General features: G+C 70.4%; 10 protein-coding genes. 3 read left to right on the top strand and 7 right to left on the bottom strand.

The window, feature by feature from the left end:
• The first annotated feature begins 60 nt into the window (after positions 1-60).
• On the top strand, positions 61-1,350 hold the full coding sequence (locus H295_RS0139290) for a citrate synthase (protein WP_028810168.1): 1,290 nt from the start codon (positions 61-63) through the stop codon (positions 1,348-1,350).
• A 650-nt stretch (positions 1,351-2,000) separates the two neighbouring features.
• Here the strand turns inward: H295_RS0139290 and H295_RS0139285 are convergent.
• The 4 genes from H295_RS0139285 to H295_RS0139270 all read right to left on the bottom strand — a co-directional run bounded on the left by H295_RS0139285 (position 2,001) and on the right by H295_RS0139270 (position 6,346).
• Complete coding sequence (locus tag H295_RS0139285) at positions 2,001-4,223, bottom strand: heavy metal translocating P-type ATPase (protein WP_020140843.1); 2,223 nt, start codon at positions 4,221-4,223, stop codon at positions 2,001-2,003.
• A gap of 94 nt (positions 4,224-4,317) precedes the next feature.
• Positions 4,318-4,557, bottom strand: a complete 240-nt coding sequence (locus tag H295_RS0139280) for a heavy-metal-associated domain-containing protein (protein WP_020140842.1) — start codon at positions 4,555-4,557, stop codon at positions 4,318-4,320.
• A gap of 60 nt (positions 4,558-4,617) precedes the next feature.
• The gene (locus H295_RS0139275; protein ID WP_028810167.1) at positions 4,618-5,568 is read right to left on the bottom strand and encodes a PrsW family intramembrane metalloprotease; all 951 of its coding nucleotides are present in this window, start codon (positions 5,566-5,568) and stop codon (positions 4,618-4,620) included.
• A 112-nt stretch (positions 5,569-5,680) separates the two neighbouring features.
• Entirely contained in the window at positions 5,681-6,346 is a 666-nt protein-coding gene (locus H295_RS0139270; RefSeq protein ID WP_020140840.1) for a TetR/AcrR family transcriptional regulator, read from the bottom strand.
• A gap of 122 nt (positions 6,347-6,468) precedes the next feature.
• Here H295_RS0139270 and H295_RS0139265 point away from each other — a divergent pair, with 122 nt between their 5' ends.
• Positions 6,469-8,724 carry an MMPL family transporter gene (locus H295_RS0139265; RefSeq protein ID WP_020140839.1) on the top strand — a complete coding sequence of 752 codons (2,256 nt, stop codon included), beginning with the start codon at positions 6,469-6,471 and terminating at the stop codon, positions 8,722-8,724.
• Positions 8,693-9,736, top strand: coding sequence for a zinc-dependent alcohol dehydrogenase family protein (locus H295_RS0139260; protein ID WP_020140838.1), 1,044 nt, complete (start codon positions 8,693-8,695; stop codon positions 9,734-9,736). Before H295_RS0139265 ends, H295_RS0139260 begins: the two co-directional genes overlap by 32 nt.
• Here the strand turns inward: H295_RS0139260 and H295_RS0139255 are convergent.
• The 3 genes from H295_RS0139255 to H295_RS0139245 all read right to left on the bottom strand — a co-directional run bounded on the left by H295_RS0139255 (position 9,717) and on the right by H295_RS0139245 (position 12,127).
• Positions 9,717-10,283 carry a GNAT family N-acetyltransferase gene (locus tag H295_RS0139255; protein ID WP_020140837.1) on the bottom strand — a complete coding sequence of 189 codons (567 nt, stop codon included), beginning with the start codon at positions 10,281-10,283 and terminating at the stop codon, positions 9,717-9,719. The genes H295_RS0139260 and H295_RS0139255 overlap by 20 nt on opposite strands.
• Before the next feature lie 440 nt (positions 10,284-10,723).
• Positions 10,724-10,924 carry a helix-turn-helix transcriptional regulator gene (locus H295_RS0139250; RefSeq protein WP_020140836.1) on the bottom strand — a complete coding sequence of 67 codons (201 nt, stop codon included), beginning with the start codon at positions 10,922-10,924 and terminating at the stop codon, positions 10,724-10,726.
• Between the two features lie 285 nt (positions 10,925-11,209).
• Positions 11,210-12,127 (bottom strand): sugar phosphate isomerase/epimerase family protein, encoded by a 918-nt coding sequence (locus H295_RS0139245; RefSeq protein WP_028810166.1) that lies wholly within the window; start codon positions 12,125-12,127, stop codon positions 11,210-11,212.
• Between the last annotated feature and the right edge of the window lie 75 nt (positions 12,128-12,202).

Raw genomic sequence — 12,202 nt, 5'->3', positions numbered from 1 at the left:
GGATGGTAGAGACAGTCAGGGCAACCTCGAAGAAGAGGCACAACGTCGGTGAGGGATGACGTGAGCGACAACTCTGTAGTAGTGCGGTACGGCGATGGCGAGTACACCTACCCGGTGATCGACAGCACCGTCGGCGACAAGGGCTTCGACATCGGAAAGCTCCGCGCCCAGACCGGTCTGGTCACCCTGGACAGCGGCTACGGCAACACCGCCGCCTATAAATCCGCCATCACCTACCTCGACGGTGAGGCCGGCATCCTCCGGTACCGCGGCTACCCGATCGAGCAGCTGGCCGAGCGCTCCACGTTCCTGGAGGTCGCCTACCTGCTGATCAACGGCGAGCTCCCCACGGTCGACGAGCTCTCCACGTTCAAGAACGAGATCACGCAGCACACCCTGCTGCACGAGGACGTCAAGAACTTCTACCGCGGCTTCCCGCGCGACGCCCACCCGATGGCCATGCTGTCCTCGGTCGTCTCCGCGCTGTCCACGTTCTACCAGGACAGCCACAACCCCTTCGACGAGAAGCAGCGCAACCTCTCGACGATCCGCCTGCTCGCCAAGCTTCCGACGATCGCGGCGTACGCGTACAAGAAGTCGATCGGCCACCCGTTCGTCTACCCGCGCAACGACCTCGGCTACGTCGAGAACTTCCTGCGGATGACCTTCTCCGTCCCCGCGCAGGAGTACGACCTCGACCCGGTCGTCGTCTCCGCCCTGGACAAGCTCCTCATCCTGCACGCCGACCACGAGCAGAACTGTTCGACCTCCACGGTCCGCCTCGTCGGCTCGTCGCAGGCGAACATGTTCGCGTCGATCTCGGCCGGCATCAACGCCCTGTGGGGCCCGCTGCACGGCGGCGCCAACCAGTCCGTCCTGGAGATGCTGGAGGGCATCCAGGCCTCCGGCGGTGACGTCGACTCCTTCATCCGCAAGGTGAAGAACAAGGAGGACGGCGTCCGTCTGATGGGCTTCGGCCACCGGGTCTACAAGAACTTCGACCCGCGCGCGAAGATCATCAAGGCCGCCGCGCACGACGTCCTCTCGGCCCTCGGCAAGTCCGACGAGCTGCTGGACATCGCGCTCAAGCTGGAGGAGCACGCGCTCTCCGACGACTACTTCGTCTCGCGCAGCCTCTACCCGAACGTGGACTTCTACACCGGCCTGATCTACCGCGCCATGGGCTTCCCGACCGAGATGTTCACGGTCCTTTTCGCCCTCGGCCGCCTCCCGGGCTGGATCGCCCAGTGGCACGAGATGATCAAGGAGCCGGGCTCCCGCATCGGCCGCCCGCGCCAGATCTACACGGGCGTGGTGGAGCGGGACTTCGTCCCGGTCGAGCAGCGCTGAGGGTACTTTCCGGTGCCGGGGCTGGTTCGGCTTTCAGGGGCGCGGGGAACTGCGCGACCAGCCCCCGCCGGCCGTAAGCCGGGAAACGACAGGAAGCTCCACGAACCCCCCGGCTGAATCCGCGAAGCGAAAGGCGCCCTGGCGCCGGTCCCCCCACGGGCCGGCGTCCAGGGCGCCTTCCCATGTCCCGGTGCGGATTCCCCCCACGGGATCCGGCCGGGCGCCTGAGAGACCAGCGCCTGAATCGCTGTCTTTCCGGTACTGCTGGTACTGCCGTTGAGCAGAACGAGCGCAATTGCTCGTACTACTCCAGTGTGCGATCTGCCGGGACAACGCACGGTCGGGAGGGCCGCTCAAAGCTTCCCTATGCGCGTGCCCCGGCAACGCATCTCCGAGGAAGTCCCCCAAGACATCCTCAGATGTCAGTCAGCGCCCCCCAAGACGCTGCCTGACATCGCCAACTTAGACCTTCGAACCCCTTCGATGGTTACGTTCGCGTCACTGTGATCTGCGTCTCTTGCAAATGTCCGTTAGATACGCAAGAGCCCGGATACTGCGAACGGGACCCAGCGTAAGGACGTTGCGCGAGTCTTGTGAAGAGCTTATGTGAGCCTGGCCCGGGACTCCAGAGGGGTCCGTCAAAGGAATCCTCAACGAAACGCACGGAGCCGCAGGCTGTTGGTCACCACGAAGACCGAGGAGAACGCCATCGCCGCCCCCGCGATCATCGGGTTCAGCAGGCCCGCCGCGGCCAGCGGCAGCGCGGCCACGTTGTAGCCGAAGGCCCACACGAGGTTTCCCTTGATCGTGGACAGGGTGCGCCGGGAGAGCCGGATCGCGTCCGCGGCCGCCCGCAGGTCCCCGCGCACCAGCGTCAGATCCCCTGCCTCGATCGCCGCGTCGGTCCCGGTGCCCATCGCGAGCCCCAGGTCGGCGGCGGCGAGTGCGGCCGCGTCGTTGACGCCGTCACCGACCATCGCGACGACCCGGCCCTCGCGCTGGAGCCGTCGTACGGCATCGACCTTGTCCTCGGGCAGCACCTCGGCGACCACCTCGCCGATCCCGACGGCCCGGGCCACCGCCTCGGCCACCGTCTTGTTGTCCCCGGTCAGCAGCACCGGCGTGAGCCCGAGCCCCCGCAGTGACCGCACCGCCTCCGCGCTGGTCTCCTTGACGGTGTCCGCGACGGCCAGCACGCCGCGCGCCACGCCGTCCCACCCGACGACGACAGCCGTACGGCCGTCCCGCTCGGCCTCCTCCTTGGCGCGGGCCAGCCCGGCGGGCAGCACGTCGAACAGCCGCCCCACGGCGACCTCGCAGCCCTCCACGCGCCCGCGTACGCCCTTGCCGGGGACGTTCTCGAAGCTTTCGGCCGCCGGCAGCGGCCCGACCCGCTCCTCGGCGCCCAGGGCCACGGCGCGCGCCACGGGATGCTCGGAGGCGTGCTCCAGGGCCCCCGCGAGCCGCAGCACCTGCTTCTCGTCGGCGCCCTCGGCGACGTGGACCTCCTGGAGGCTCATCCGTCCTGAGGTGACCGTGCCGGTCTTGTCCAGCACGACGGTGTCGACGCGACGCGTGGACTCCAGGACCTCGGGCCCCTTGATGAGGATGCCCAGCTGCGCGCCGCGCCCGGTGCCGACCATGAGCGCGGTCGGCGTGGCCAGGCCCAGCGCGCACGGACACGCGATGATCAGCACGGCGACGGCCGCGGTGAACGCGGCGGCACTGTCCCCGGTGGCGCCGAGCCACCCGCCGAAGGTCGCCACGGCGATGCCGATGACGACCGGCACGAAGACCGCGGCGACCCGGTCGGCCAGCCGCTGCACCTGCGCCTTGCCGTTCTGCGCGTCCTCCACCAGCCGCGCCATCCGCGCGAGCCGCGTCTCCTCCCCGACCCGCGTCGCCATGACGACGATCCGCCCGCCGGCGTTGACGGTCGCGCCGGTGACCGCGTCCCCGACGCCCACGTCCACCGGCACGGACTCGCCGGTCAGCATCGAGGCGTCCACCGCGGAGGCGCCCTCGACGACGGTGCCGTCGGTCGCGATCTTCTCCCCGGGCCGTACGACGAAACGGTCGCCGACGCCCAGCCGGTCCGCCGGAATCCGCACCTCGCGGCCGTCCCGCAGCACACAGACGTCCTTGGCGCCCAGCTCCATCAGCGCCCTGAGCGCGGCTCCCGCACGGCGCTTGGCGCGGGCCTCCAGATACCTGCCGAGCAGGATGAGTGCGGTGACCCCGGCCGCCACCTCGAGATAGATCGTCGAGGCGCCGTCCATGCCGCCCACGGTGAGCGTGAACCGCTCGCGCATGCCCGGCATCCCCGCGTCGCCGAGGAACAGCGCCCACAGTGACCATCCGAAGGCGGCGAGCGTCCCGACCGAGACGAGGGTGTCCATGGTGGCGGCGGCATGCCGCAGGTTCGTCCAGGCGGCCTTGTGGAAGGGCCACCCGCCCCACACCACGACGGGCGAGGCGAGGGTGAGCGCGAGCCACTGCCAGTAGTCGAACTGGAGCGCGGGAACCATGGAGAGCGCGACGACGGGGAGGGCGAGCGCGAGGGAGACGAGAAGGCGCTGCCGCAGCCCGTCGAGCTCGGGGTCTTCCTGTGCTTCTTCCGGGGCGGGTGGCGCAGGCTCCTCGGCCGTGTACCCGGTCTTCACGACGGTCGCGATGAGATCGGCCACCTCGACCCCGGCGGGGTAACTGACCCGGGCCTTCTCGGTCGCGTAGTTGACGGTGGCGCTGACCCCGTCCATCCGGTTGAGCTTCTTCTCGACCCGAGCAGCACAGGAGGCACAGGTCATCCCACCGATGACCAACTCGACGTGGGAGATCGGTGCTATCGGCGCAGGGTTGGTGGTGGCGGACATCTGCTGCAACTCCATAGGGGCGCGGGGAACTGCGCGACCAGCCACAACGGGCCGTCGGTCGCCCAACGACCCATCGCGGCACTTCCGAAGGCGCTCAGGCCCTACCTACGAGCTCGAATCCGGCCTCGTCCACAGCAGCCCGAACGGCTTCCTCATCGAGCGGCGCAGTGGACACCACCGTCACCTCCCCGCTGGAAGCGACCGCCTTCACCGAGCTGACCCCGGCGATCTCGGAGATCTCCCCGGAGACGGCGCCCTCGCAGTGTCCGCAGCTCATCCCGCTCACCTTGTAGACGGCGGTCACGGAGTCAGCGGTGTCGGTCTGAGTGGTCATGTCGTTCTCCTGATGACTCATGAGAGGTGGTGCACTGTCTGAGGTGACCACCCTATACCCCTAGGGGGTATTTCTCCAAGAGGGGTCCCGCCAGGCCAGGGACCGCACCCACGTCACCCCGAGCAGCGACACGAACGCCAGCAGCCCCACCGAGACCAACGTGAACAGGTGTTGCTGCTGGTCGGTCGGGTTCGGCAGATACCCCTGCGCGAACAGCCGCCCGTCCAGCCCCGTGCTGTCCAGCCGGGCCACCAGCCACAGTGCGATCCCGTGTGTGGAGTCCCACAGTGCGTGCAGCAGGGCCACACCGAGGTACGTGCCGACCACGGCCCCGGTGAACCGGAAGCGCCCGTTCGGCAGGCGGCGGGCGAGCAGTGCCCCGCCGGTGATCGCCGTCCACAGTCCGTGCCCGAACGGGGCGAGTACCCCGCGCAGCATCTCCGTCTCCATGAGGGCGCGCAGATCGATGCCCCGGGCGGTGACCGCGGCGTTGAAGGCGTACCCGGCGCTCTCCAGGGCCGCGAAGCCGAAGCCGACGGCGGCGCCGAGCACGAGGCCGGCCCGGATCCCGCGCAGCCGCGGCTGCCGGCGCAGTACGAACATCAACGCGCCCAGCTTCACGGCCTCCTCGATGAGGCCGACGCCGACGAACATCCACAGGGACGGGTGCAGCAGGTAGTACTCCATGACCGACGCGCCGAGCACCCCCAGCGTGCCGCCGGTCAGGAAGCAGCCGAGGATCACGCTGACGCCGAGATCGCGGCCGTGCCGTTCGTATGCCCACAGCACGAACGTCACCGGCGCCACGAAACTGCCGAGCAGGATCAGGGTCGGAAGCAGTGTGCTGCTCCGCGTCGCGTACGTCACGACCGCGGTCCACGCCCACAACGCGAGCCCGCCCCACAGACAGTGCCGCCACAGCCCCGCCCGGATCGGGGGATGCGTCGGCGGCGGCTTCTGCGGCCCGGGGATACGGGCCCGCGGTGCGCCCGGCGGCGGCGAATGGGTCACGGCGAATCCCCTCGAAACGGTGCAGGGCGGATGTACCGCACCTTAAGTCCCGAAGGGGGCCCTGGATGCCCGCGCTGGGCCTGTCGGGCTACGGGGTCGCGGGCCGGTCTGGCTAGGGAGTCGCCGTGTCGCTCGATCGGCCGAGCCGGTCGCCGACCAGCGGGTCCAGGTAGCGCACCAGCACGTTCTTCACCTCGCGGACGTACGCCTCGCGCTCCGCGCCCTCGTGGGCGAGGACCAGCTCCAGGCCCGCCTTGTACAGGCCGAGGACCATGTGGGCGGTGCGGGTGACGTCGGCCCGGGGGGCCTCCGGCAGGAGGGAGGTCATCAGCGTCTCCAGCCGGTTGATGAGGCCCGTGTGCAGCGCGTCGTGCTCCTCGGCCATCCGGCCGGGGATGTCGGGGCCGTGCATCAGCGCGAAGAACACCGGGTGGTCGCAGTTGAAGGCCATGAAGCGGTCCACGGCCGCGCCGACCACCTCCTCCAGCGGGGTCGCCGGGTCGACCGGGGCGAGCGCCTCGCCGTACGCCGTCTGCATCTCGTGCACGAGCCGCCCGCCCAGCTCGATCGCGATCGCTTCCTTGTTCGGGAAGAACTGGTAGAGCGTGCCGGGGGAGACGCCGGCCTCGCGGGCGATGGCATTGGTGCTGGTCGCGGTGTAGCCCGTGGTCGTGAAGACGGTGGCCGCCGCCTCCAGGAGCTGGGCGATCCGGCGTTCACCGCGGGCCTGGCGGCGGCGCGGCTGTTCCTTCGCCTCGTTCTCGGCGTTCTCGGGCACGCGTTATCCCCAGCTCTCCGCACACGGTTGACAAACACGAGCGGTCGCTCGCATTCTGGAAACGCGAGCGATCTCTCGTGTTTTCCATTTTACGGTTTCCACGGTGAAGGGGACACCGCACCATGACCGAAGTCAACAGCCCACCCCAGGTGGGCCGCTGGACCCGCCTCGTCACCGCCCGCCCCAGGTTGTCCCTGCTCGCGGCCCTGGTGCTCACCGTCCTCGCCGTGCTGGCCGGCAGTGGGGTCGCCGACCGGCTGGGCGCCGGCGGCTGGGAGGACCCGGCGGCGGAGTCCACGTACGCCACGAAGGCGCTGGAGCGCGAGTTCCCGGACTCCCAGCCCAACCTCCTGCTGCTCGTCGACGCGGGCAGTGCCTCGGTGGACGACCCGGCGGTGACCGCGGAGGCCGACCGCCTCACCGCCCGCCTGGCCGCCGAGCGGGGCATCACCGGCGTCGGCTCCTACTGGTCCGCCAAGTCACCGGCCCTGCGCGCCGAGGACGGCCACGAGGCGCTGATCGCCGCCCGCATCACCGGTGACGAGAAGCAGATGGGCCGGACCCTCGACCGCATCGCCCCCTCCCTGCGGGGGACGCACGGGCCGGTGAAGGTCGAGATCGGCGGCATCGTCGCGGTGCGGCACGAAATGCAGACGATCATCCAGGAGGACCTCACCCGGGCCGAGATGATCGCCCTGCCGATCACGCTCCTGCTGCTGGTGATGGTCTTCGGCAGCGCGATCGCCGCGCTGCTGCCGCTCGGCATCGGCATCGTCGCGATCCTCGGGACCAACGCCGTGCTGCGCGGCCTGACCGAGTTCACCGACGTCTCCGTCTTCGCGATGAACCTCACCACGGCCCTCGGACTGGGCCTGGCCATCGACTACGCCCTGTTCATCGTCCGCCGCTTCCGCGAGGAACTGGCCGCGGGCGCGGACCCGTTGACGGCGGTCGCCACCACCCTGCGCACAGCGGGCCGCACCGTCCTGTTCTCCTCCCTGACCGTCGCGGTCTCCCTGGCGGCGATGCTCCTCTTCCCGCAGTACTTCCTGCGCTCGTTCGCCTACGCCGGCATGGCCGTGGTCCTCCTTGCCGCGGCCGCCGCCCTGATCCTCCTCCCGGCCGCCCTGATCCTGCTGGGCCCCCGGGTCAACTCCCTGGACCTGCGCAAACTGCTCCGGCGCGGGCGGTCGTCCGCGAAGCCCCCGGGCACTGCCTGGGCCCGCGGGGCGGCCCTCGTGATGCGCCGCGCCCCGTTCTTCGCCCTCGCCACCACCGCCGTCCTGGTCCTGCTCGGGCTCCCCTTCCTGGGGGTGAAGTTCGGCACCGCCGACGACCGTCAGCTGCCCGCTTCCGCCGAGTCCCATGTCGTCCAGCAGCACCTGCGCGACGGCTTCCCGGGGAGCCCGGGCGGCGGCCTCGAAGTCCTCGCGGAAGGCAAGGCCGGCCCCGCGCAGTACACCGCCTACAAGAACCGCGTCGCGGCCCTGCCGGAAGTCCTCCGGGTCGACGGCCCGCTCGTCAAGGGCGACTCGGCCTACTTCACGGTCCAGCCCAGAGGTGAGGCCGTGGACGCCGGCGCCCAGCACCTGGTCCGTGAGCTGCGCGCCACCAAGGCACCGTTCGACACCAAGGTCACCGGCACCGCGGCCGTCCTGGTCGACTCCAAGCACGCGATAGGCGAGCGACTGCCCTGGGCAGCGGCCTTCATCGTGATCGTCACCCTGCTCCTGGTCTTCCTGCTGACCGGCAGCGTCCTGATCCCGATCCAGGCGGTCCTCCTCAACGCCCTCAGTCTGACGGCGATGTTCGGCGCGGTGGTCTGGGTCTTCCAGGACGGCCACCTCTCCGGCCTCCTCGGCTTCACCAGCCCCGGCTCGATAGAGACCACCCTCCCGGTCCTGATGTTCTGCGTCGCCTTCGGCCTCTCCATGGACTACGGCGTCTTCCTCCTCTCCCGCATCAAGGAGGAGCACGACCGGACCGGCAACCACGAGGAGGCGATCCGTCACGGCCTCCAGCGCACGGGAGGCCTGATCACAGCGGCGGCGGTCATCCTGGCGGTGGTCATGGTCGCGATAGGCACCTCCAGGGTCACCAACACCAAGATGCTGGGCCTGGGCATAGCCTTGGCGGTCCTGATGGACGCGATGATCGTCCGCAGCCTGCTGGTCCCGGCGGTGATGAAGCTGACGGGAAAGGCAACATGGTGGGCTCCAAGGGCTCTGCGTCGCTTCCATGAACGGTTCGGTCTGAGCGAAGGCGAAGTCGAACTCGTCAGGGGCGCGGGGAACTGCGCGACCAGCCACAACGAACCCGCAGACGAAAACGGCGAGGAGACGGCAGATGCGAGCGGTGGTCTTCGATCACTACGGTGAACCCGCAGAGGTGCGTGACGTGACCGACCCTCACCTGCCCCCGCACGGAGTCGTCGTCCGCGTAGAAGCCACCGGCCTCTGCCGAAGCGACTGGCACGGCTGGCAGGGCCACGACCCCGACATCACCCTCCCGCACGTCCCCGGCCACGAACTCGCCGGCACAGTCGAGACGGTCGGCCCCGGCGTGAGCAACTGGCACCCCGGCGACCGCGTCACCGTCCCCTTCGTCTGCGCCTGCGGCACCTGCCCGTCCTGCCAGGCCGGCGACCACCAGATCTGTGAGCGGCAGACCCAGCCCGGCTTCACCCACTGGGGTTCGTTCGCCCAGTACGTGGCGCTGGACCACGCGGACGTGAACCTGGTGGCCGTGCCGAAGGACATGGCCTTCACCACGGCCGCGTCCCTCGGCTGCCGTTTCGCCACGGCGTTCCGGGCGGTGGTGCAGCAGGGCCGGCTCGCCGCGGGGGAGTGGGTGGCGGTGCACGGCTGCGGCGGAGTGGGCCTGTCCGCGGTGATGATTGCGGCGGCGTCGGGAGCCCGGGTGGTCGCCGTGGACGTGTCTCCCGGGGCCCTCGCGCTGGCAAGGAAGTTCGGCGCGGCGGAGTGCGTGGACGCGAGCGGTGCGAAGGACACCGCGGCGGCGGTCCGGGAGCTGACCGGCGGCGGCGCGCATCTGTCGCTCGACGCCCTCGGCTCCCCGGTCACGTGCGCCGCGTCCGTCAACTCTCTGCGCCGCCGCGGCCGACACGTCCAGGTCGGACTGCTGCCCTCGCCGGACGGCACGACCCCGGTCCCCATGGCCCGTGCGATCGCCCTGGAGCTGGAACTCCTCGGCAGCCACGGCATGGCCGCCCACACCTACCCGGCGATGCTGGAACTGGTCCGGGCGGGGGTGCTGCGACCCGACCTGCTGGTCACCTCCACGATCACCCTGGACGCCACCCCGGGGGCCCTCGCGGCGATGGGCACGGCCCCGGGAGCGGGGGTGACGGTCATCGAGCCGTGGAGCTGAGGACGGCCCAGTCGCGGTCGAGGAGGCCCATGACGACCCAGTCCACCCACTGGCCGTCCCGCAGATCGGCCTCCCGGCGCACCCCCTCGACCACGAACCCGACCTTCTCGTAGACCCGCAGGGCACGGGCGTTGTGGCCGTAGGCCTCCAACTCGATGCGGTGCAGGCCCAGATACCCGAAGCCGTGGCCGACGACGAGCCGGGTGGCCTCGGTGCCGAGACCCCGGCCGCGTCCCCGGGGGCCGACGAGGGTGCGGAAGGTGCAGCTGCGGGCGTGGGCGTCCCACTCGAACAGGACGACCTCGCCGACGAGTTCACCGGTCGCCCTGTCGGTGACGGCGAGGTCGAGGCGGTCGGTCTGCTCGGACCGGGAGCCGTACCAGGACCGGAGCCGTTCCAGGGTGAGGTCGCCGGAGGGGGTCCCGGTGAAGCGGAGGACCTCGGGGTCCTCGATGATCTCCGCCATGCCCTCGGCGTCCGCCGCCGTGAAGGGCCGCAGCACGGTCCGCTCGCCGGTCAGCACGGGTTTGAGGGAGAAGTCGCTCATGGCCCGACTGTGCCAGACCCCCGACTCCCCGAGCTCGAAATTTTCCGCCACGCACCCCGACCGCCCGACGACTCGCGCGCACGGGTGCCGGCAGGGTCGCGGGGGCCGCCCGTAGTCACCGGCCGGGTGCCGCAAGTTCGCGGGGCCCGCCCGTAGTCACCCGGGTGGCGGCAGAGTCGCGGGGCCGCCCGAAGTCGCCGGCCAGGTGCCGCAAGTTCGCGGGGCCCACCCGAAGTCACCGGCCGGGTGCCGGCAGGGTCGCCGGGCCGCCCGTAGTCACCAGCCAGGTGCCGCAAGTTCGCGGAGCCCACCCGTAGTCACCGGCCGAGCGACGGCAAGGCCGCAAGGGCCACCCGAACTCCCAGGCAGGTACCCGCAGATGCCCTCAGATGCCCGCAGGGTCGCGGCGGGCACCCGAAGTCGCCGGGCAGGTCCGGCCGTCAGTTCTCTCTCCGCGCCCGGTTGCCGGGCCTGGACGCGACCCACGCGCGCACGGTGTCCGCGTACCAGAAGGGCTTGCCGCCCTCGACGTGGTCGGGCGGCGGCAGCAGCCCGTGCTTGCGGTACGAGCGCACGGTGTCCGGCTGCACCCGGATGTGCGCCGCGATCTCCTTGTACGACCAGAGCCTTCGGTCGGTCATGTGGGGGCACCTCCTCGCGCGCACCGCGGCGGCGGCCGGGAACGGCCGTCGGGGGTACCGGGCGCTGCGCTGGCGATCACAGAAGCCTGTGCCCCGTGAACGACATGCGGTGACCGTGGGTCAGTGCCTGTGTACCGGGTGTGACACGGAACCCGCGTACACGCGACATGTGTGACACGGAAGGGGTGTTTGTGACAGAGGTGACGCAAAGGCGCGCGCGGGCGCGAGGGCGCGGCGCGTTGACTCGGGGGGCCGAGTTCCCTACGGCCCCCCACGGACGAACGGCTACGCCCCGCAGGACCGCAGAAACGCCCGGGTCCGCTGGGCGATCGGCAGCGGCTTGTCCGGCTCGCACGGGTACATGTCCTGCTCGACGATCGCGAACAGGTCCACGTCCAGCTTCTGCGCCGCCTCCAGGACGGGTCCGAGCGCCGGCACACCCGAGGGCGGCTCGCACATCACGCCCTGGGCCACGGCCGGCCCGAACGGCGTCCCCTTGGCCCGCACGTCCGCCAGGATCTCCGGGTCCACCTGCTTGAGGTGCAGGTACCCGATCCGCGACCCGTACGTCTCGATCAGCTTGACGCTGTCGCCGCCGCAGTAGGCGTAGTGCCCGGTGTCCAGGCACAGCGACACCAGGTCGGAGTCCGTCGCGTCCAGGAACCGGACCACGTTCTCCTCGCTGTCGACGTGGGTGTCGGCATGCGGGTGGACGACGATCTGCAGCCCGTACTCGTCCCGCACCCGCTGTCCCAGCCGCTCGGTCAGGGAGCTCAGGTTCTTCCACTGCTCGGCCGTCAGCGACGAAGGCTCCAGCACCTCACCCGTCTTGTCGTCCCGCCAGAACGACGGGATCACGACGAGGTGCTTCGCCCCCATCGCCTGCGCCAGCACCGCGTTGTCCGCGACATGCGCCCAGGTCTTCTCCCACACGGCCTCACCGTGGTGCAGGCCGGTGAAGACGGTGCCGGCGGACACTTTCAGGCCACGCCGGGAGACCTCCTCGGTGAGGACGGCGGGATCGGTCGGCAGGTACCCGTACGGCCCCAGCTCGATCCACTCGTAACCGGAGTCGGCGACCTCGTCGAGGAAGCGCTGCCAGGGGACCTGCTGGGGGTCGTCGGGGAACCACACACCCCACGAGTCGGGAGCCGACCCGATCCGGATGCGGGACAGTGAGGGCTGCGGTGCGGGCGCTGTCATGCCGGTCAGCTTCCGATCGGACAGCAAGCGCTGTCAAGGTCTCGTCCGAATGTCTGGACAAAACATTGACAGGGC

The sequence above is a fragment of the Streptomyces sp. 351MFTsu5.1 genome, from assembly GCF_000383655.1.
GTDB lineage: Bacteria > Actinomycetota > Actinomycetes > Streptomycetales > Streptomycetaceae > Streptomyces > Streptomyces griseorubiginosus.
Note: the sequence above shows the minus strand (reverse complement) of the source record. Positions and strands in the feature narration are given on the sequence as shown.